This is a genomic window from Kitasatospora sp. NPDC053308 (genome assembly GCF_055585785.1).
Genome location: NZ_JBVJJY010000001.1, coordinates 716,872 through 736,024 on the forward strand (window position 1 = coordinate 716,872; position 19,153 = coordinate 736,024).

The following is a 19,153-nucleotide window of genomic DNA, read 5'->3' on the forward strand; positions in this document are numbered from 1 at the left end:
AACCCGGAGAACCCGGAGAACCCGGAGAACCCGGAGAACCCGGAGAACCCGGAGAACCCGGAGAACCCGGAGAACCCGGAGAACCCGGAGAACCCGGAGAACCCGGGGAGTCCGAAGGCGCTGGGGAGCCCGAAGAGCCGGGTGGGTTCGGTGAGTTCGGGGAGTTCTTCGCGGACGCGAGGTCGGCGGCGTGGCCGGAGTCAGCGGTCATGCCTGAACAATAGGGCCGCCGCTCCGGCCGGGACCGGAACCGGCGTCAGCCCACCACGCCCGCCGCGAACGCCCCGTCGCAGACCGGGCGGGCGAAGGAACGGGCCCGCTGGACGTCGCCCTGGTACTTGCGCACCGCCGCCTTGCCCAACTCGGTGGCCAGCGAGGTGCAGTACGGCGTCAGCGAGGGCTGCTCGCGCATCGAGCGCTCCAGCAGGTCCAGCGCGGCGGACGGGTTCTTCGCCCGCAGCTCGTCCAGCAGAGCCACCCGCAGCGACTCCTGCGGGGCGAGCCCGTCGGCGGTCTTGGTCGCGGTCGTGGAGCGACCGATCCCGGCGCCGTCCCCGCTGGACGCCGCCACGACCTGCTGGTCGAGCCCGGTCGGCGGGGCCCACGGGACCCGGGTCACGGCGAGGGTGCCGGTGGTCACCAGGACGACCGGCAGGGTCAGGGCGACGGTCTGGCCGATACGGCGCACAAGCTGCTTCACCCTCAGGAGAGTAGCGGTGGGTGCGGGACGGATCGCCCTCCGTTACACCATCGAGTGACACGGTGTCCGGGTTCGTCCCCACGCCGTGTTGACGCGGGGTGTACGGACGGAGCCCGCCGGACCCGGGGAGGGGTCCGACGGGCTCCGTCGGGGCGGTCGCCGCAGGCGCTCAGGCGCTCAGGCGCACACCGGTGCCGGTCGCGAAGACGTGCGTCTCGTCGGCGATCGGCACCACGTGGATGGTCTCGCCGCGGGCCGGGATCTGTCGGCCGGGCACGCGGACGACCAGGTCCTTGTCCTCGCCGCCGATCTTGGTGGTGCCGTAGACGAAGCCGTCCGAGCCGAGCTCCTCGACCACGTTCACCGTCACCGCGACGCCCTCGATGCCGCCCGAGGGGACGATCTGGAAGTGCTCGGGGCGGACGCCGACCGTCACCGTCTTGTCGGTGCCGGCGCCGGCCAGGTTCTCGCGCGAGATGTTGACGACCGAGCCGCCGAACTTCACGCCGCCGTCCACCAGCGGCACCTCGACCAGGTTCATGGCCGGCGAGCCGATGAAGCCGGCCACGAACAGGTTGGCGGGCTTGTCGTACATGTTGCGCGGGGTGTCGACCTGCTGCAGCACGCCGTCCTTGAGCACCGCGACCCGGTCGCCCATGGTGAGCGCCTCGGTCTGGTCGTGGGTGACGTACACCGTGGTGATGCCCAGGCGGCGCTGCAGGCCGGCGATCTGGGTACGGGTCGAGACGCGGAGCTTGGCGTCCAGGTTCGACAGCGGCTCGTCCATCAGGAAGACCTGCGGCTGGCGGACGATCGCGCGGCCCATCGCGACGCGCTGGCGCTGACCGCCGGAGAGCGCCTTCGGCTTGCGGTCCAGGTACTGGGTGAGGTCGAGGATCTTCGCGGCCTCTTCGACCTTGGCGCGGATCTCCGCCTTGTTCACACCGGCGATCTTGAGCGCGAAGCCCATGTTCTCGGCGACCGTCATGTGCGGGTAGAGCGCGTAGTTCTGGAACACCATGGCGATGTCCCGGTCCTTCGGCGGCAGGTGGGTGACGTCCCGGTCACCGATGCGGATCGCGCCGGTGTTGACGTCCTCCAGGCCGGCCAGCATGCGCAGGCTGGTCGACTTGCCGCAGCCCGAGGGGCCGACCAGCACCAGGAACTCGCCGTCCGCGATCTCCAGGTCCAGGGCGTTCACCGAGGGCTTGTCCGCCCCCGGGTAGACGCGGGTCGCCTTGTCGTACGTGACAGAAGCCATGGTCGTTGCTCTCCTTCACCGGCAGGAACGTGCCGGACGATCCGAGTAAAGGGGGATGTACGTGTCCGTCGCCCGCCAGTGGTCTGAACCACTGAACGAACCGACTCCCGGCGACGCTACCCGCGCCCCCGCGCCTTGTCAGCCCCCCGCCGCCCCCATTTCGGCATCGGTTCCATCACGCCCGCCCCGCCCCACCCCGCCCCATCAACCCCCGGATATCCCACCACCCCGCCACCGGGGCCCGGTAGACTGCCCCCGGTGCCGCCGTGATCCATCGCGGACGGCCACCGTGCCTCCTTAGCTCAGCTGGCCAGAGCACCGCTCTTGTAAAGCGGGGGTCGTCGGTTCGAACCCGACAGGGGGCTCAGCTTTTGGCCCAGGTCAGAGGGCCGAAGAACGCAGAACGCCCCGGGCCGTGATCGGCCCGGGGCGTTCTGGCATCTCCGGATGACAGCAGTCGGCCTTGCGGCGGTGCTTCAGCCGGCGGTCCCTGTGCGCTGTGTCCGAGGACGGCCACGAGGGCGCCAGGTCGGCGGCGGACAGGAGCGTTCCGCAGCCGTGCCGGGTGTCGTGCACCCGGATCGGCGGCAGAGCGCCTCGGCCCCGGCCACCCGCGTGAACGAGCGGGGGAGGTTCCGCGGCTCGATCGGCTGAGCGGTCGCTGTGGTGGAAGACGTAGCCGGAGTCCGCTCAGTCCTTCCCGGCCTCCAGCCGCTGTCGACGCTGCTGGGCGACGTGCGGCGTGCCGTGGGCTGCGGCGGCCGGCGTAGCGGTCGAGGCCGGACCGGTACGTCATGCGTCCCCGCGGGCCCACGCCAGCCCGGCGAACAACCCGGTCACGGACAGCGGCCGAGCTGACCGTCCGGGGCGGGCGGGATGTGATCGATCATGACGTGGTTGCACCGGGATCTGAGATCCTTTGAACTGTCTTGTCGTCAGTTTCCGGCGCGTGGTGGCACAACGGTGGGGGTCTTCGATGGTCGTGGCAGGGAGCGGGCGGACCGGGCGGGGGCTTGTAGTGGCGGCGGCTGTGCTGCTTCCGCTGGTCACCGGTTGCGGAAGCTCCGGGCAGCAGCCCGCCGCCACCTCGGGAGGCTCTGGTGCGGCTTCTTCCCAGGCTTCGCCGCAGAGGCCGCCCGCCGCCGCGAACGCGACCTTTCGCGACCACGACCTCGTGATCAGTGCGGGCTGCACGGTGCCCGCCTCCCGGCCGGCGAAGGTCTGGGTGCACGGATTCGATCCCGGCAGCTGGAAGACCGTCGCCTCGGTCGAGTTCACCCTGCCCGCCGCGGCGGTGCTCGGCTCACGGCAGGGTGGCAAGCTGAGTGCCCTTCAGGAGTTGTGCGCGGGGAACTTCCCGAACTCCGGGAGCGGTGGGGGAGAGGCCTCCGACGCCGCCTTCGGTCCGCGCATCCGGCAGCTCTTCGACCACGACTTCAGCCGGCTCGCGATCGTGACCGCTGACGACAAGACCGGCGCGAGCCACGTCGGCTACGTCGATCTCGCCGGCCACTTCACCGATCTCACCGGGACGCCCTCCGGCTTCACCAGCCTGCCCAAGGAGAAGGACGCTCTCTTCGCCCCCGACGGCGGGAGCGTCTGGTTCACGTACCGCGACCCGAACGGTCAGGACCACATCGCCAGTCGGGACCTGTCCGCCGACCACCGGCTGACCGAGCAGTGGTCGGGACCGAGCGCGGGATTCGGGGATCTCGACCTGACGCTCGGCGGCACTCCGATGCACGGCGTGACCGGAGGGAGCGTGTACTTCAGTCCGGACGGGAAGCGCGCGGTCGGCTACGTCGACGGCGAGGGCCAGAACGTGGTGACCGTGACGGCGAACGGCGCCCTGAAGGCGAACGGCTCCGCCGGCAAGATCAAGGACATGGAGTGCCGGCCGTCCGGATGGGTCGACAACCACACCCTGCTCTGCGCCCCCGCCGCGCTGGGAGGCGCGAAGCCGCCGTACCGGAACAACCTCTGGACCCTCGACGTCGACCGGATGCACCCCGCCGACTACGAGAACGCCAAGGACGCCGCGGGCCCCGTCCTGCTCCCGGCCACCGACCGGAAGAACCTCCCGAAGGTCGTCTCCGCCGACGGCAAGAAGCTCCTGTTCCGCTCCGTCCAGGGCAGTCAGGAGACCGCATTCGTCACCGACCTCACCCCTGGTGCCCAGCCCCAGCAGATCACCCCCGAGGAGGCCGCGACCTCTCTCGGCTACGTCGACGTCCCCCTGGAGTGGCGCTGATCCTCCAGAGCGAGGGTCCAGAGCGGGGGTCCAGAGCGGGGGCCGGTCCGGTGCGTGTCGGGGCCGGCCCTTCGGCGTGGGCGGGGGTCAGTCGGGCGGGAGGGTGAGGGTGGCGAGGGCGCCGCCGGTGGGGTGGTTGGCGAAGGTGAGGGTGGCGCCGATGACGCGGGCGTGGCCGGTGGCGATGGTGAGGCCGAGGCCGTGGCCGCGGCCGCGTTCGGGGGCGTTGGTGCGGAAGCGCTGGGGGCCGTGCCGGAGCAGGTCGTCGGGGTAGCCGGGGCCGTGGTCGCGGACGGTGATGCGGCGGCCGTCGACGTGCAGCTGGATCGGGGCGGCGCCGTGGCGGTGGGCGTTGAGGACGAGGTTGCCGAGGATGCGGTCGAGCCGGCGCAGGTCGGTGCGGACCTGCCGGTCGGCGGCGACCTCGACCGCGACGTCCAGTCCGGTGAGGGAGACGGTGCGGCGCACCGCGCGTTCCAGGGGGACGGCGGAGAGGTCGGGGGACTCGGCGTCGGCGTCCAGGCGGGAGACCTCCAGGAGGTCCTCGACCAGGCCGCGCAGGGCTTGGACGCGGTTCTGGACGAGTTGGGTGGGGCGGCCCGGGGGCAGCAGTTCGGCGGCGGTGACCAGTCCGGTGAGCGGGGTGCGCAGCTCGTGGGCGACGTCCGCGGTGAAGCGCTGTTCGTCCTCCAGCCGGCGGTGCAGGGTGCGGGACATCAGGTCGACGGCGGCGGCGAGGTCGGCGACCTCGTCCCTGCCGTCGACGAGTTCGCCGATCCGGGTGTCCGTCCCGCCGGCCGCGATGCCGCGGGCGGCGGTGGCCGCGGTGCGCAGTCGGCGGCTGATCCGGTCCGCGACGAGCACGCCGACCAGCACGGTGGTGAAGACCGCTGCGACGACGGTGAGCAGGATGATCCGGTCCAGGTCGGCGATGGCCCGGCGGTCCTGGCCGAAGTCCACCCGGACGGAGAGCACGCCGTGCTGCACCGGGCCGGCCGCCCACATCGACTCGCCCGCGCCGTCGGCCGCGAGCATCGAGCCCTTCCGGCCGCTGTCGGCGAGGGTGCGCAGCCGGTCGGGCAGGGCGGGGTCGTCCAACGCGGTGCCCGGTCCGGTCAGCTCGCGGCTGCGGCCGTAGCCGGTCAGGGCGGCGTCGAGGGCGGTGAGCGCGGTGGCGCGGGCCTGGTCGACGTGCTGACGGATCATCGCCCGGTGGACCAGCAGGCCGACGGCCACCGCGACCAGGACGGAGATGGCGGCGACGGCGGCGGCGATCTGGCGGCGCAGGGTCATGCCGGGCGCCGCAGCTTGTAGCCGAACCCGCGGACGGTCTCGATCCGGCCGGAGCCGATCTTGGCGCGCAGCCGCTGCACATGGACGTCGACGACCCGGGTGTCGGCGCCCCACTCGTAGTCCCAGACCCGTTCGAGCAGGGTGGAGCGCTCCAGCACGATGCCGGGCGCGGCGGTGAACTCCAGCAGCAGCCGCAGTTCGGTGGGGGTGAGCGGGACGAGGCGGTCGTCCACCCGGACCTCCATGCTGTCGGTGTCCACCCGCAGGCCGTCGAAGCTGCGGACGGCGGGGGAGGGGGCGAGGGAGGGGGACGGGGAGGGGGTGGCCGCGTGGGGAGCGGTGGTGGTCGCGTCGGGTGCGGCGGAGGGTGAGGACGAGGGTTCGCCGGGCACGGGCGCGTCGGTGGCCGGGACGACGCGGACGCGGCGCAGCACCGTACGGATCCGGGCGACCAGGACGGCGCTCTCGAACGGCTTGACGACGTAGTCGTCCGCGCCGGCCTCCAGCCCGGAGACCACGTCCACCGGGTCGGTGCGCGCCGACATCATCAGGATCGGCAGCTGGCTCTCCTCGCGGATCCGGCGGCAGAGGCCGACGCCGTCGAGCAGCGGCAGCATGACGTCCAGTAGGAGCAGGTCGGGCCGGACGGCGTGGAAGGCCTCCAGCCCCTCCAGGCCGTCGGCGGCCGTGGTGACCGGGAAGCCGTAGCGCTCCAGCGCCATCCTGGTGGCCTCGCGGATCACCTCGTCGTCCTCGACCAGGAGGATGTGCGGGTGGGCGGGGGTGGCGGCGGAGGTCATCGCTTCGGCTCCGGGGACGCGGCGGGGGCGGTGGGGACGGCGGGCTGGACGGGGGCGGCGGGCTGGGCGGTCGGCCGGGGTGCGCGCGGGGACGGGACGGCCGCGCCGGGGGCCGGGGCCTGCGGCGCGACGGCGGGTGAACCGGCCGGCACCGCACTGGCCTTGGGGGTGGCGGCGGCCGGGCCGCCGGCGTCCGCGCCGGTCGGCGGCAGCACGCCGAGGCCCTCGTCCTTACGCTCCAGCAGGACGAGCCTGCTCCCGTCCCAGCGGTAGTGGCTGCTGGTCCGGACGTAGACCGTGGTCGACTCGTACAGCCACAGTTCGGAGCCGATGGTCTCGGCGCTGAAGTTCCGTTGGACGGGCACCCGCAGGACGGGCAGCAGACGGTCGTCGGCGAGGGTGTAGACGTGCAGCACCAATGGCCCGGGGGTGACGACGGTGGTGATCAGCGAGAGCCGGCCGTCCCCGGTCAGGTCGCGGAACTCGGGGCTGCGGACCTCGCAGCCGGCGCAGGAGTCGAGCGCCGGCCGCTCCTCCTGGGTCACCGCGGGGTCCTTGGCGAGGACGGTGCGGACGTCGACGGCGGTGATGTCGCGCCCGGGGACGGTCAGGTCCGGTACGGGCTGCGGCGGTTGCGCGGTGCCGCCCGTTCCGGTGGCGGACGGGGTGGGCGACGGCCCGGCGGCCAGGTGCGGCCAGAGCGGCTGGGGGACGGGCGGCGGCGTGATGATCGCGGCCGGGCCCTGGTCCCGCAGGCCGCCGGGGGTTGACCTGCCGAAGGCCAGCGCGGCGAGGGCGAGGAGGACGACCAAGGCGGCCAGGGCTGCCACCGGGAGGGCGGCGGGACGGCGGCGGAGTGGGGGTGTCGCTGCCACGGTCGGTGCTCTTCCTCCTGGTGTGCGGCGTGCTGCCGGGCCCCGGGCGCTGCCGGGTGCCAGTCGCTGCCGGATGCCGGGTGTTGGGGCCGGGCGGCGGCGCTGGTGCCGATGTCGCGGCCGGGCCCGGTCCCGGCGCTTCGCCGCCGTGGGCGCGTCCTGGTGGTAGGTCGTCCCGGTGGCCTCCAGCGGTTCCGCCGCGGTCGGATCGGGCCCGGGTCGGTCGCGTCGGTCGGGCCGGGTCGGTCGGGTCGGTCGGGGCGGGCTGGCGGCTGGCGGCTGGCGGCGGACCGTCCGGCCGGGCCGGGTGGACCGCCGTCGGTCCGGCCGGGGCACGGTCAGGCCGGGTCCGCCAGCACGATGATGTTGTCCGTCCAGTGGCCGTCCGAGCCGATCCGCCCGCCGCAGGTGATCAGCCGCAGCGCGGGCGCGGGCGTGTCCCCGTACACCTGCTCGGTGGGGAAGCCGTCCTTGGCGGCCTGGAGCAGCGTGCGGACCGTGAAGTCCACGGTGCTGCCGTCCGCGCGCCGGACCCGGATCAGCGCGCCCGGCCGCAGCTTCGGCAGCTGCCGGAAGACCGCCGGGCCGTGCACGGTGTCGTAGTGCCCGATCAGGACTGCGGGCCCGGTCTCGCCCGGGGTGGGGCCGTTGCGGTACCAGCCGACCTCGTCGCCGCGCTCGGCCGGCGGCACCTGGACCGTTCCGTCGGCGTTCAGGCCGAGGTCGGTGACGGGCGCGTCCACCCCGGCATCGGGGATCAGGAGGCGGGTCGGCGGCGAGGCGGGGAGGGCCGTGGGGGTGGCGGCAGGGGGAGTGGTGGCGGTGGTGGGCGGGGCCGTCGGCGGGGTGCCCGGGGCGCTGCTGTGGCCGGAGGCCTCGATCCGCACCACCGGGGTCTGCCGGCCGGACAGCGCCAGCGAGGTGCCGAGCACCAGGCAGAGCAGGCCGGCCGTGCCGAAGGCCGTACGGCGCAGGGCGCTCGGGCCCGCCGTGGCGGCGCGGCGCCGTCCGCGGCGGCGGCCGGGTCGGTCGGCGCGCCGGTCGGGTCGGTCGGACCGCTGGGCTTCGCGTGACCGCTGGGCTTCGCGTCGACGGCCGCCTCGGTGGCCGCGGCCGCGGTTGTCGGTCCCCACCGCCGGGGCGGCCCCGGCGCCGCTTCCCCGACCGGCCAGGTACGGGGGAACGACGCCGGGGTGCCCGGCGGACTCGGGACCGGTGTCAGCCGCGCGCACCGGAGCGGCGGCGCAGGACGGCGAAGCCGAGTGCCGCGGCGCCGACGGCCGCGACGGCGCCGCCGCCCGCGAGCATCAGGCCGGAGCCGTCGGTGGCACCGGAGCCGTCACCGGCCTGCGCGGCACCCTTCGGCACTTCGCGGACCTGTGGCTGGGTGCCGGCCGGGCCCTGCGGAGCGGGCACGGCCCGCGGGGACGCGGCGGCCCCGCCCGGCGAGGCGGGGGAGGCGGCCGGAGCGGGCACGGCCTTCGGGTCGACCGGCGCCGGGGAGGCGGCGGGGGCCTTCGGCGCCGTGCCGGCCGGGGAGGCGACGGCGCCGCCCGGAGCGGTCGCGGCGGGCTTCGGTGCGCCGTCGGCCCAGGCCTGACCGCCGGTGACGGCGGTCAGCAGCGCGGCGCCGGTTAGGGCGCAGACCGCCAGGACGCGGCGGGCGGGCGAACGGTCGGTACGGCTCCTGCTCATGCGGTGGTCTCCATCGATATCTGTGTCTGCGTCGGTGTCGGTGGGTGCATCGGTCTTCGCGGTGGCGCGGTCGTGGACCTTCGTCGTCTGCGCCGGACGGGCAGACCGTCGCGGACGCCCTCGGGCCGGTACGGCCGGTGCGGCCGGTGCGGCCGGTGCGGCCGGGGCGTCGACACTGACGGTAGGAGGGTCGTGTCGCGGTCCTCGGCCGGTCGTGTCACGGACGGCCATCGGCTGCGTAACGGCCGTTTCCGTCGCAGTCGTTGTCCGTGACGTCACGCCCGCCGCCGGAACGCCCGCGGGCCGAATCCGCGCGGGGTCATTCCGGACCGGCCGGATCCGCACCGACCGGATCCGCACCGACCGAATCCGCACCGACCGGATCCACACCGACCGAATCCGGACCGGCCGAATCCGCACCGGCCGAACTCGCGCGCCCGCCGAATTCACACCGGCCGATGAGTGCCCCCGGCCTACGGCTCGTACCTCCGGGTGGGGGACCGAGAAGGATCGACAGAGAGGTGGCAGCGATGAGCATGCTGGCCAACCTGGTGCCGGCGATGCGGCATCCGCACAAGCGGACCCGGACCGGCAAGGAGACCAGGACCTCGAAGACCAAGGACCGTCGTCGTCGCCGCCATGGCGGCAACTCGCGGCACTGACGGCTCCGCCGTCCTGTCAGGGCCGGGCCGCCGTAGGCCTGGCCACCCTCCCGGAGCCGGACCCGAACCGTGTGGTCGCCGCGACGCCTGACCGCCGCCTCCGCGTCTGCGGACGCGGGGGCCGGCCACCGTGCGAACGGCGGCCGCGCGGCCGGCGCCCCCGCGGCCGACGACCCCGCGGCCGCCGTCGTCGCACAGGCCCCGGCCGTCCCGCTGCGGCGGGTGTTCGGGCGGTTCTGGCCCTACACCCGCGGGGGCCGACGCTGGCTGGCCCTCCTGCTGGGTTTCGTGTTGCTCGGGCCGGTGGTCGACGCGGCCGCGATCTGGCTGTTCAAGGTCGTCGTCGACGACGTGCTGGTGCCGCGCAGGCTCGATCTGTTCCCGCCGGTCGCGCTCGGTTACGCCGGGCTGACCCTGCTGGCGGGGGGCCTGCGCTTCGCCGACGAGACGGCCTCGGCCTGGGTCAGCGAGCGCTTCCTGCTCGCCCTGCGCACGGACGTGTTCCGGCACCTGCAGGGCCTGTCCCTGGGGTTCTTCGAGCGGCGGCGGCTCGGTGACGTCCTGTCGCGGCTGACCGCGGATGTCGAGGCGGTCGAGACCTTCCTCCTCTCGGGCGTCCTCGACGCGGTGGCGTACGTCGCCGAGCTGGCCGTCTTCCTCGGTCTGCTCTTCTACCTGCGCTGGGACCTCGCCGCGGTGGCCCTGGTCGTCGCGCCGGTGTTCTGGCTCACCGCCCGGCGCTTCTCCGTCCTGGTGAAGGCCGCGTCGCGGGAGCGGCGGCGGCGCAGCGGCTCGGTCAGCGCGCTCGCCGAGGAGACGCTGGACAACATCGCGCTGGTACAGGCGTACAACCGGCAGGACTGGGAGCAGGAACGGTTCCGCCGGGAGAGCCTGGCGCGGTTCCGGGCGACGATGGCGGCGACCCGGCTGCGGGCGCTGTTCGCGCCGATCGTGGAGGCGCTGGAGCTGGTCGGCGCGCTGATCGTGCTCAGGCTGGGCGCCTGGGAGCTCGCCAACGGCCGCCTGACGCTCGGCGAACTCCTCGTGTTCGTCGCCCTGTTGAGCCGGCTGTACGGGCCGATCCGCGGCCTCTCGCGGCTCAGCAACGGCTTCTACTCCGCCTCCGCCTCCGCCGAGCGGATCATCGAACTGCTCGACCAGCGGCCGCAGGTGACCGATCCGCCGAGCCCGCTGCGCCCCGCGTCGGTGCGCGGCTCGGTGGCCTTCGACGGGGTGTGGTTCCGCTATCCCGGCACGACCCGGGTCGCGCTGTTCGACGTGTCCTTCCGCGCCGAGCCCGGCGAGACCGTGGCGTTGGTCGGGGAGAGCGGGGCGGGCAAGTCGACGACCGCCAGACTGCTGCTGCGGTTCTACGACCCGGAGCGCGGCGCCGTCCGGCTCGACGGCATCGACCTGCGCGAACTCGCCCTGGCCGACCTGCGGGAGCAGATCGCGGTGCTGCTGCAGGAGACCCTGGTGATCCACGGCACCGTCCGGGAGAACATCGCGTACGGGCGGCCGGGTGCCACCGATGCCCAGGTCGTCGCCGCCGCGAAGGCCGCCGACGCGCACGAGTTCGTCAGCCGGCTGCCGGACGGCTACGACACCGTGGTCGGCCGGCAGGGCGGTCTGCTCTCCGGCGGGCAGCGGCAGCGGATCGCGATCGCCCGGGCGATGGTCCGGGACGCGCCCGTCCTGCTGCTGGACGAGCCGACCACCGGACTGGACGCGGAGTCCGGGCGGCGGATCCTGGAACCCTTGGGACGACTGATGAACGGGCGGACCACGATCGTCATCTCGCACAACCTGCTGACCGTGCCGAACGCGGACCGGATCGTGCTGCTGCGCGGCGGCTGCGTCGCCGCCTGCGGCACCCACGAGGAGTTGCTGGCCCGCGACGACGGCTACGCCCGGCTCTACCGGCTGCACCGGGCACCGCTCCGGGAGGCGGCCTGATGCGCGCCGAACGGCTGCACTCGGAGAGTCCTCGCCGCGAACGTCTGATTGCCGCAGGAGAGTCCATCGCCCCCGGCTACCAGGTCCTGGGCCATCTGTGCCGCACCGGCTGGCTCGACGTCTACGACTGCTGGAGCGAGGAGCGCGACTGCCGGTGCGTGGTCAAGGTGCTCCGGCCCGACCGCCGCCGCGAACGCCGACTGCGCGAGCGCCTGCTCCGCGAGGGCCGCTGGCTCACCGAGTTCACCCACCCCCACCTGGTGCGCGGCTACGGCACCGGCGAACGCCCGCAGCCGTACGCGGTCCTGGAGACCCTCACCGGCGAGACCCTCGCCCACCTGCTGGACACCCGGTCGCGCCGCCCGGCCGCCGGCGACCTGGCCCTGCTCGGACTGCACCTCTGCTCGGCGACCCGCTACCTGCACCGCCAGGGCCTGCTGCACCTCGACCTCAAGCCCTCCAACATCGTCATCGACTGCCGCCGCGCCAAGGTGCTCGACCTGAGCATCGCCCGCCCGCCGGGCCCGGGCACCCCCGGCATCGGGACGGACGGCTACCTCGCCCCCGAACAGGCGGCGGGCGGTCCCCTCACGGCGGCCACCGACGTCTGGGGCATCGGCGTCACCCTCTACGAGGCCGCCACCGGTGAACTGCCCTTCACGGACGAGTCGTCCAGCCCGATCACCCCGATCACCCCGATCACCCCGATCACCCCTGCCGCCCCGGTCGCCCGCGGCCGCCGCCTCCCGCGCCCCCTCGCCGCCGCCATCGACGCCTGCCTCAGCCTCGCTGCCGACGACCGCCCGGACCTGCCGCAATTGGCCGAAACCCTGGACGAGTTGCTTCCCCAGGGCCGCCGCGCGGCGCCGGCGCCGGAGGAATAGCGCGGAGGCCGGAGCCTCCCCTCCGCCCCCCGCGGCCGGTGAGCGTTCTGGACGTCGGGCTACGCCGAGTCCGGCGTCCCTGTGCGCCGGGCGGCCGAGCATCCCCCGCCACCCCGTACCGCGCCCCGCCCCGTCTCCAACCCTCCCCCTACCGCGCTCCGCGCAGCCGGCGGAGCGTCCACCCCGCTCCGAGCGCCCCGGTGTGGGTGGTGAAGAGCTCGGCGGCGCGCCGGTAGGAGAGGCGGGCGCGGCCGGTGTAGGGGCAGCGGTCGGGGGCGGGGGTGCCGGCGGGGGCGCGGCGGTCGGTGAGGAAGAGCGGGCCCGTGCCGCGGCCGGCGACGAGGAGCGGCAGGAGGCGGGCGGTGCCGGGCCCCCAGTGGACGGGGGTGTGTCCGGGGCGGGTGCGGCGGTGGAGGACGTCGAGGTGGTCGGTGTCGAGGGCCAGGACGGTCTCGATCGCGGCGCCGGACTCGTGCAGCAGGTGCCACAGCGTCTTTTCGCGCAGCGGCGCGCGCAGGGCGAAAAGGGAGCGCAGCTCGTCGGGGGTCAACGGGGCGGTGGACGAGGCCGGTTCGGGCAGTGCGCGGGGGCGCAGTTCGGCGGTCGGGTCGGCGTCGATCCAGCCGCGGGCCCGCCACCAGGCCGCGGCCGCGCGCAGGGTGGCGAGTTCCCGGTTGAGCGTGCGGGGGTCGGTGACGGCGCTGCGGCGGGTGACGGCCGTGCGGAGCCGGTCGGCGGCGTCCGGGTGGTCGAGCAGGGCCAGCGGCAGGACGGGCGGCCGTGCGCGCCGCCGTTCCGGGCCGGTGGGGGCGGGCCGGTCGGCGAGGGCCCAGGCCCAGGTGTCCAGTGCGATCCGGTAGATCCGCCGGGAGCCCTCGGCGAGCCCGGAGGCCGCCAGGTAGCGCTGCACGGCGACGCCGTATTCGACCGGGGGGAGGTCCGTCACGCCAGCCTTCTTCCGCAGTAAACACCGCATTCTGTGCTCATTCGAGGTCATCGAAGAATACTGGTTTACCGCAGTAAAGCGCAGGTGAATGCCGGTGATCGCCGTTGTTTACTGCGATAGGCGACGCTCTTTCCGAGATTGATGCGAAAAGGCTCAAGATTTTCACCGCAAGCCCTTGAACCCCGCCTTCCCGGAACTCAGACTTGCTGCCCATGGCAATGGACACCGAACGGATCCCGGCCCGCCGAAGGCGTCTGGGTGTCCGTCTCGCCGTGCTGGGCGAGCGCGATTTCGCCTGGTTCTTCACCGGGTACACCACGTCCCTCCTCGGCTCCTCGATGGCGCCGGTGGCGGTGGCCTTCGCGGTGCTGGACGGCGGCGGCAGCGGCAGCGAGCTGGGCTGGGTGATGGCGGCCCGGATCCTCCCGGTGGTGGCGGTGCTGCTGGCCGGCGGGGTGATCGCCGACCGGCTGGGCAGCCGCCGGGTGATGCTGGGCTCGGAACTCCTGCGAGGCCTGGTGCAGGCGGTGTTCGCCGGGCTGCTGGCGGCCGGGCACGCACCGGTCGTGGCGATGGTCGCCCTGGTCGCGGTGTGGGGGATCGGCGAGGGGCTGTTCATGCCGGCCTTCGGCGCGATCGTGCCCGGTCTGGTGCGCCGCAAGGAGCTGATGGCGGACGCCAACACCCTGCTGGGGCTGTCCCGTTCGCTGTCCACGGTGGCCGGCCCGGCGTTGGCCGGCCTGGTCACCGCGGCCAGGGGCCCGGCCGCGGTGCTGCTGGTCGACGCGGTGACGTACGGTGTCGGCGCCTTCGCCCTGGCCCGGCTCCGACAGCCGGGCTGGGCGGCACCGGCCGGCGGCGAGTCGATGCTGCGGGAACTGCGGGCCGGCTGGTCGGAGTTCACCGCCCGCCCGTGGCTGTGGATCACCACCACGCAGATGGGCCTGTTCAACCTGCTGGTGTGGGCGCCGTTCCTGGTGCTCGGCCCGCTCACCGCGCAGCGGGACCTCGGCGGCGCCCGCGACTGGGGCTTGGTGATGGGTGTGTACGGCGCCGGCGCGGTGCTCGGCGGCCTGCTGATGCTCGGCCGCAGGCCCGGCCGTCCGCTCGCGGTGGCCACGCTGGCGGGCCTGGGCTGGGCGCTGCCGTCCGGGGCGCTCGCGGTGGGGGCGTCCTTGCCGTGGGTGGGCGCCGGCGCGCTGGTGGCGGGGGCCGGCTCGGCGGTCTGCGGAACGCTGTACACCACCACGATGCAGGAGTGGGTGCCGGTGGAACTGCTCGGGCGGGCGACCTCGTTCGGCGCGCTCGGCTCCTTCGTCCTGGGCCCGCTCGGTCTGGCGGCGGCCGGTCCGCTGGCCGCCCGGTCCGGGGCGGACACGGTTCTGCTGCTCGGGGCTCTCTGGCAACTGGCGGCCGGGGCCGTAGTGTTGGGAATACCGGCCGTACGGAATCGCCGCTGGGAGGAGGGCCCGGTGGACTGACCGATCCCTCGGACGGTTCCGGGGCGCACCCCCGGCCCCGGTGCGGTCCCACCGCGTACCGCACCCGGCCGGCCCCGGAGCGCAACCGGCTGCCCCACCCGCGCACGCATGCCTCCGCGGCGGGCGGGGCGGCCGACCCGGTCGTACGGTGGAAGGGTTCGGGGGGTGACGGAGGAGGTCGTGCCATGCCCGGTTCGCTCACCATCAGCCACCACGAGTCCGCGGTGACCGTGGACCACACGGACGCCGAACGGCTCGCCACGGTGCTGGCAGAGCTGGCGTACCTGCTGGAGATCCCCGGCCCGAACCGGATCAACGAGGCCCAGCTCGCCCTGCTGTGCGAGGGCCGCACGCCGGACCGCGCCGAGCTGGCGCACTGGGCCCAGGCGCTCGCCACCCAGCTGAAGGGGCGGCTCTGACCGACTCCGTACCCGCTCGGCCCGCCGACCGCCCGCCGTACCATGGCGCGCGGGGCGGGGACGCCCTCCGGGTGCCGGGGTGGCCGGCGGCCGGTCCGGCGGAGGGTGGGGGCCCGAGCGTGGCGCAGTCCTGGTCGATGTCCTGGCTGACCGTGCCGACGCCGCTGCCCAGCGGCCCGATGCACATCGCGGTGACCCCGCTCGGCGTCGCGGCGGCCGGGTACGGCGGGCGCGAGGGTGAGGTGCCGCCGTGCACCGACGAGTCGAAGATCGCCGCCGTCACCGAGCGGATCGGCGCCTACCTGGCGGGCCGCACCCGTGAGGTGGGCCTGCCGATCGACTGGAGCCTGAGTTCGGGCCCGCACCGTGCGGTGCTGCAGACGCTCTGGCGCGGGGTGCCGTACGGCCGGACCGTCACGTACGGCGAATTGGCGGCCCGCAGCGGGGTGTTCGAGGACGTCACGGAGCCCGGCCTGGCCGCCCGGACGGTCGGGCAGATGATGGCCGCCAACCCCGTCGCGCTGTTGGTGCCCTGCCACCGGGTGGTGGCGGCGGACGGGATCGGCGGTTTCGGCGGCGGCAGGGTCGGGATCGACGTGAAGCGCTGGCTGCTCACCCTGGAGGGGGTGTTGGAGCCGACGCTCGACTGGAACGGGCCGCTGTAGCCGCCGGGTTGCCGGACAGGAGTCACCCCGATGGGGGAGGATGGGGTCCGGTCGGCCGGCGATGCCCGCCCCGTTCGAATGGAAAATCGAATGAATATCGATCAGGTGATCTAGTCGTACTATTTGTTCGGTTATTCCAAACCACTCGAATGAGTGATTGCGGAGTTCCCTCGAACGGGCCCACGATGAAGCTGCAACACGAATGCGCAAGGCGACACTTCATCAGGTATCGGGTATGCGAAGGGCTCCCCTCATGTCGACCGAAACCAATGCCGGAATTCCCGCGCCCGGAGCGCAGCCGGAAGTCCGGCAGCAGCAGAGTCTGAGCACGGCGGGCGCGCGGAACCTCGCCACGACCACCAAGTCGGCGCCGCAGATGCAGGGCATCAGCCCGCGCTGGCTGCTCAGGAAGCTGCCCTGGGTGCAGGTGTCCGGCGGTACCTACCGGGTCAACCGCCGCCTGCGCTACGCGGTCGGCCGCGGCCGGGTGGACTTCGTCAAGACCGGTTCCGAGGTGCGGGTCGTCCCGCCGACGCTCGCCGAGGTGCCGGTGCTGCGCGGCTTCCAGGACGAGGCCGTACTGGAGGAGTTGGCCTCGCGCTTCGTCCAGCGGGACTTCGCCCCCGGGGACGTCCTGGTCGAGGCCGGCACGCCGATCACCGAGGTCTTCCTGATCGCGCACGGCAAGCTCGACCGCATGGGCACCGGCAAGTACGGCGAGGAGACGGTCGTCGGCACCCTCGCCGACGGCGACCACCTCGGCGACGAGGCGGTCCAGCAGGACGGCGGCACCTGGCCGTACACCGTCCGCGCCGCGACCTCCGGCACCGTCATGGCGCTGTCCTGGCCCTCCTTCCAGGAGCTGCACGACCGCTCCGAGGCGCTGCAGCTGCAGGTCATCGAGTACCTCAACGGCTTCCAGCAGCCGCAGAACAAGCACGGCGAGGCCGCGATCGAGCTCTCCGCCGGCCACCACGGCGAGTACGAGCTGCCCGGCGCCTTCGTGGACTACGAGCTCAAGCCGCGCGAGTACGAGCTGAGCGTCGCCCAGACCATCCTCAAGGTGCACAGCCGCGTCGCCGACCTCTACAACCAGCCGATGAACCAGACCGAGCACCAGCTCCGGCTGACCATCGAGGCGCTGCGCGAGCGCCAGGAGCACGAGCTCGTCAACAACCCCGAGTTCGGCCTGCTGGAGAACGCCGCCTACGACCAGCGGATCCAGACCCACTCCGGCCCGCCCACGCCGGACGACATGGACGAGCTGCTCAGCCGGCGCCGCAGCACCAAGATGTTCCTGGCCCACCCCAAGGCCATCGCCGCCTTCGGCCGGGAGCTCAACAAGCGCAGCCTCTACCCGGGCACGGTCGAGGTCGACGGCAAGCAGGTCATGGCCTGGCGCGGGGTGCCGGTCTTCCCGTGCAACAAGATCCCGGTCGTCGGAAACACCAGCTCGATCATCGCGATGCGGGTCGGCGAGGACAACCAGGGTGTCATCGGGCTGCACCAGACCGGAATTCCGGACGAATACCAGCCGAGCCTTTCGGTGCGGTTCATGGGAATCGACGACAAGGCCATCATTTCCTACCTGGTGACCGCGTACTACTCCGCCGCGATCCTGGTGCCGGACGCCGTCGGCGTCCTGGAGAACGTGGACATCGCGCAGCGCTGACGCCCGGCGGGCGGGAGCGGAATCCGCGCCGTCCGGCCGGAGGTGCCCCGCGCACCCCGTCCGGCCGGAGGTGCCCCGCGCACCCCGGCCGGCCGGTGCGTCCCGGTGCGTCCCGGTGCGTCCGGGCACGGCCCGACACGGCCCGACACGGCCCGACCGCGAACGGGCAGGGGCTTGGCGCGCACGTCCTGCCGCCGTACGCCCGCTGTCCGTACGGCCTGCCCTCCGTACGGCCTGCTGTCCATACGGCCCGCTCTCCGTACGCCCTGCCGCCCTATGTCCCGCCGCCGAGCGTCCCGCCGTCACCGTCGCCCCGGCCGGTCCCGCGCCGACCGGCCCCGGCCCCCGTCCGAACACCGCCCGACACCCACAGCGCCACCCGGGCCCGCCCACGCCGGGCCCGTCCCACGACATGTGCCGACAAGGGGGAGACCCATGACGAGTCCCACGCTGGAACGGGACCACAAGGAGGGGCACGAGGCGGCGGACATCCTCGCCCGTGCCCGCGCGCTGGTCGACCCGGTCCTGCGGGCCGCCGTCGACTCGCTGCCCGGCACGATGCGCAAGGTCGCCGGCTACCACTTCGGCTGGTGGGAGGCGGACGGCACGCCCTCCACGGCCTCCGCCGGCAAGGCGATCCGGCCGGCCATGGTCCTCGCCGCCACCCAGGCCCTGGGCGGTGCGCCCACCGCGGCCGCCGCCGCGGCCGCCGCGGTGGAGCTGGTGCACAACTTCACCCTGCTCCACGACGACGTCATCGACCGGGACGACACCCGGCGCCACCGGCTCACCGCCTGGCGGGTGTTCGGCACCACCGAGGCCATCCTGGCCGGGGACGCCATGCACTCCCTCGCGCTGCGCCTGCTCGCCGAGGACGGCCACCCGGCCGCCCACGGCTCCATCCGCCGGCTCGCCGACTGCGTGGTCGAGCTGTGCGAGGGGCAGCAGATCGACTGTGCCTTCGAGCAGCGCAACGACGTCTCGCTGCCCGAGTGCCTGGCGATGGCGGAGGCCAAGACCGGTGCCCTGCTCGGCGCCGCCTGCGCGATGGGTGCCCTGTACGGCGGGGCGTCCGAGGACACGGCGCAGGCGATGGACGGCTTCGGCCGGGAGATCGGCCTGGCGTTCCAGCTGATCGACGACCTGATCGGCATCTGGGGGGATCCGGCGGTGACCGGAAAGCCGGTCGGCGCGGACCTGGTCGCCCGGAAGAAGTCGCTGCCGGTGGTCGCGGCCCTGGGCTCCGGCACCGCTGACGGCGATCGGCTGGCCGAACTGTACGCGCTCGAACGCCCGCTGAGCCCGGAGGAGTTGGCGCAGTGCGCCGCCGCCGTCGAGGGGGCCGGCGGGCGCGGTTGGGCGCAGGGGCAGTCCTGTGAGCGGATGGCCGCGGCGATGGCGCAGCTGGCCGCCGCCGTGCCGGAACCGTCCGCCGCCGACGAACTGCTGGCGCTCGCCGAGCTGGTCACCCGCCGCACGCACTGAGGGTGCGGTCCCGGGGAGCGGGGAGGCGGCCCGGGCGAATTCCCCCGCCAGGGCCCGCCCCCGCTCTCCGAGAGAGTCCTATCCGCTGTCCCAATGCGTCCAACAGGT

At 73.9% G+C, this 19,153-nt stretch carries 17 protein-coding genes and 1 tRNA gene; 10 read left to right on the forward strand and 8 right to left on the reverse strand.

Features of this window, described 5'->3' with window-relative positions:
* Window positions 1–256: 256 nt before the first annotated feature.
* Both ACZ6Y7_RS03295 and ACZ6Y7_RS03300 read right to left on the reverse strand, forming a co-directional pair.
* Window positions 257–700: a hypothetical protein gene (locus tag ACZ6Y7_RS03295; RefSeq protein ID WP_402221848.1), complete on the reverse strand. Its 444-nt coding sequence runs from the start codon at window positions 698–700 to the stop codon at window positions 257–259.
* A 169-nt stretch (window positions 701–869) separates the two neighbouring features.
* On the reverse strand, window positions 870–1,961 hold the full coding sequence (locus tag ACZ6Y7_RS03300) for an ABC transporter ATP-binding protein (RefSeq protein ID WP_465756144.1): 1,092 nt from the start codon (window positions 1,959–1,961) through the stop codon (window positions 870–872).
* A gap of 291 nt (window positions 1,962–2,252) precedes the next feature.
* Between ACZ6Y7_RS03300 and ACZ6Y7_RS03305 the strand changes: the two genes are divergently transcribed.
* Both ACZ6Y7_RS03305 and ACZ6Y7_RS03310 read left to right on the forward strand, forming a co-directional pair.
* Window positions 2,253–2,326, forward strand: a tRNA-Thr gene (locus ACZ6Y7_RS03305).
* An 809-nt stretch (window positions 2,327–3,135) separates the two neighbouring features.
* Complete coding sequence (locus ACZ6Y7_RS03310; RefSeq protein WP_465756145.1) at window positions 3,136–4,212, forward strand: hypothetical protein; 1,077 nt, start codon at window positions 3,136–3,138, stop codon at window positions 4,210–4,212.
* 87 nt (window positions 4,213–4,299) lie between these two features.
* Here ACZ6Y7_RS03310 and ACZ6Y7_RS03315 read toward each other — a convergent pair whose 3' ends face one another.
* The 5 genes from ACZ6Y7_RS03315 to ACZ6Y7_RS03335 form a co-directional block, all read right to left on the reverse strand.
* Window positions 4,300–5,505 (reverse strand): sensor histidine kinase, encoded by a 1,206-nt coding sequence (locus ACZ6Y7_RS03315; RefSeq protein ID WP_465756146.1) that lies wholly within the window; start codon window positions 5,503–5,505, stop codon window positions 4,300–4,302.
* Window positions 5,502–6,305 carry a response regulator gene (locus ACZ6Y7_RS03320; protein WP_465756147.1) on the reverse strand — a complete coding sequence of 268 codons (804 nt, stop codon included), beginning with the start codon at window positions 6,303–6,305 and terminating at the stop codon, window positions 5,502–5,504. The genes ACZ6Y7_RS03315 and ACZ6Y7_RS03320 overlap by 4 nt, the downstream gene beginning before the upstream one ends.
* On the reverse strand, window positions 6,302–7,180 hold the full coding sequence (locus ACZ6Y7_RS03325) for a hypothetical protein (RefSeq protein ID WP_465756148.1): 879 nt from the start codon (window positions 7,178–7,180) through the stop codon (window positions 6,302–6,304). The genes ACZ6Y7_RS03320 and ACZ6Y7_RS03325 overlap by 4 nt, the downstream gene beginning before the upstream one ends.
* 338 nt (window positions 7,181–7,518) lie before the next feature.
* On the reverse strand, window positions 7,519–8,313 hold the full coding sequence (locus ACZ6Y7_RS03330) for a class F sortase (protein ID WP_465756149.1): 795 nt from the start codon (window positions 8,311–8,313) through the stop codon (window positions 7,519–7,521).
* Between the two features lie 85 nt (window positions 8,314–8,398).
* Window positions 8,399–8,875, reverse strand: a complete 477-nt coding sequence (locus tag ACZ6Y7_RS03335) for a hypothetical protein (protein ID WP_465756150.1) — start codon at window positions 8,873–8,875, stop codon at window positions 8,399–8,401.
* Between the two features lie 521 nt (window positions 8,876–9,396).
* Here ACZ6Y7_RS03335 and ACZ6Y7_RS03340 point away from each other — a divergent pair.
* From ACZ6Y7_RS03340 to ACZ6Y7_RS03350, 3 genes are all read left to right on the forward strand, one after another.
* On the forward strand, window positions 9,397–9,537 hold the full coding sequence (locus ACZ6Y7_RS03340; protein WP_465756151.1) for a hypothetical protein: 141 nt from the start codon (window positions 9,397–9,399) through the stop codon (window positions 9,535–9,537).
* A 69-nt stretch (window positions 9,538–9,606) separates the two neighbouring features.
* Window positions 9,607–11,493, forward strand: coding sequence for an ABC transporter ATP-binding protein (locus tag ACZ6Y7_RS03345; RefSeq protein WP_465756152.1), 1,887 nt, complete (start codon window positions 9,607–9,609; stop codon window positions 11,491–11,493).
* Window positions 11,493–12,377 carry a serine/threonine-protein kinase gene (locus tag ACZ6Y7_RS03350; protein WP_465756153.1) on the forward strand — a complete coding sequence of 295 codons (885 nt, stop codon included), beginning with the start codon at window positions 11,493–11,495 and terminating at the stop codon, window positions 12,375–12,377. Before ACZ6Y7_RS03345 ends, ACZ6Y7_RS03350 begins: the two co-directional genes overlap by 1 nt.
* Before the next feature lie 148 nt (window positions 12,378–12,525).
* Here ACZ6Y7_RS03350 and ACZ6Y7_RS03355 read toward each other — a convergent pair whose 3' ends face one another.
* The gene (locus tag ACZ6Y7_RS03355) at window positions 12,526–13,323 is read right to left on the reverse strand and encodes a hypothetical protein (RefSeq protein WP_465756154.1); all 798 of its coding nucleotides are present in this window, start codon (window positions 13,321–13,323) and stop codon (window positions 12,526–12,528) included.
* Between the two features lie 212 nt (window positions 13,324–13,535).
* Here ACZ6Y7_RS03355 and ACZ6Y7_RS03360 point away from each other — a divergent pair, with 212 nt between their 5' ends.
* The 5 genes from ACZ6Y7_RS03360 to ACZ6Y7_RS03380 all read left to right on the forward strand — a co-directional run bounded on the left by ACZ6Y7_RS03360 (window position 13,536) and on the right by ACZ6Y7_RS03380 (window position 19,045).
* Window positions 13,536–14,804 carry an MFS transporter gene (locus tag ACZ6Y7_RS03360; RefSeq protein WP_465756155.1) on the forward strand — a complete coding sequence of 423 codons (1,269 nt, stop codon included), beginning with the start codon at window positions 13,536–13,538 and terminating at the stop codon, window positions 14,802–14,804.
* Between the two features lie 185 nt (window positions 14,805–14,989).
* Entirely contained in the window at window positions 14,990–15,223 is a 234-nt protein-coding gene (locus ACZ6Y7_RS03365) for a hypothetical protein (RefSeq protein WP_465756156.1), read from the forward strand.
* A gap of 119 nt (window positions 15,224–15,342) precedes the next feature.
* Window positions 15,343–15,888 (forward strand): methylated-DNA--[protein]-cysteine S-methyltransferase, encoded by a 546-nt coding sequence (locus ACZ6Y7_RS03370; RefSeq protein WP_465756157.1) that lies wholly within the window; start codon window positions 15,343–15,345, stop codon window positions 15,886–15,888.
* Between the two features lie 253 nt (window positions 15,889–16,141).
* Window positions 16,142–17,560: a family 2B encapsulin nanocompartment shell protein gene (locus ACZ6Y7_RS03375; protein WP_465756158.1), complete on the forward strand. Its 1,419-nt coding sequence runs from the start codon at window positions 16,142–16,144 to the stop codon at window positions 17,558–17,560.
* 435 nt (window positions 17,561–17,995) lie between these two features.
* Window positions 17,996–19,045, forward strand: a complete 1,050-nt coding sequence (locus ACZ6Y7_RS03380; protein ID WP_465756159.1) for a family 2 encapsulin nanocompartment cargo protein polyprenyl transferase — start codon at window positions 17,996–17,998, stop codon at window positions 19,043–19,045.
* The last annotated feature ends 108 nt before the right edge of the window (window positions 19,046–19,153 follow it).

What these genes read in the sequence shown, in the direction of transcription:
- ACZ6Y7_RS03300 (WP_465756144.1), bottom strand. Translation starts at nt 1,961, where the DNA reads ATGGCTTCTGTCACGTACGACAAGGCGACCCGCGTCTACCCGGGGGCG.
- ACZ6Y7_RS03315 (WP_465756146.1), bottom strand. Translation starts at nt 5,505, where the DNA reads ATGACCCTGCGCCGCCAGATCGCCGCCGCCGTCGCCGCCATCTCCGTC.
- ACZ6Y7_RS03320 (WP_465756147.1), bottom strand. Translation starts at nt 6,305, where the DNA reads ATGACCTCCGCCGCCACCCCCGCCCACCCGCACATCCTCCTGGTCGAG.
- ACZ6Y7_RS03335 (WP_465756150.1), bottom strand. Translation starts at nt 8,875, where the DNA reads ATGAGCAGGAGCCGTACCGACCGTTCGCCCGCCCGCCGCGTCCTGGCG.
- ACZ6Y7_RS03350 (WP_465756153.1), top strand. Translation starts at nt 11,493, where the DNA reads ATGCGCGCCGAACGGCTGCACTCGGAGAGTCCTCGCCGCGAACGTCTG.
- ACZ6Y7_RS03360 (WP_465756155.1), top strand. Translation starts at nt 13,536, where the DNA reads ATGGCAATGGACACCGAACGGATCCCGGCCCGCCGAAGGCGTCTGGGT.
- ACZ6Y7_RS03365 (WP_465756156.1), top strand. Translation starts at nt 14,990, where the DNA reads ATGCCCGGTTCGCTCACCATCAGCCACCACGAGTCCGCGGTGACCGTG.
- ACZ6Y7_RS03375 (WP_465756158.1), top strand. Translation starts at nt 16,142, where the DNA reads ATGTCGACCGAAACCAATGCCGGAATTCCCGCGCCCGGAGCGCAGCCG.
- ACZ6Y7_RS03380 (WP_465756159.1), top strand. Translation starts at nt 17,996, where the DNA reads ATGACGAGTCCCACGCTGGAACGGGACCACAAGGAGGGGCACGAGGCG.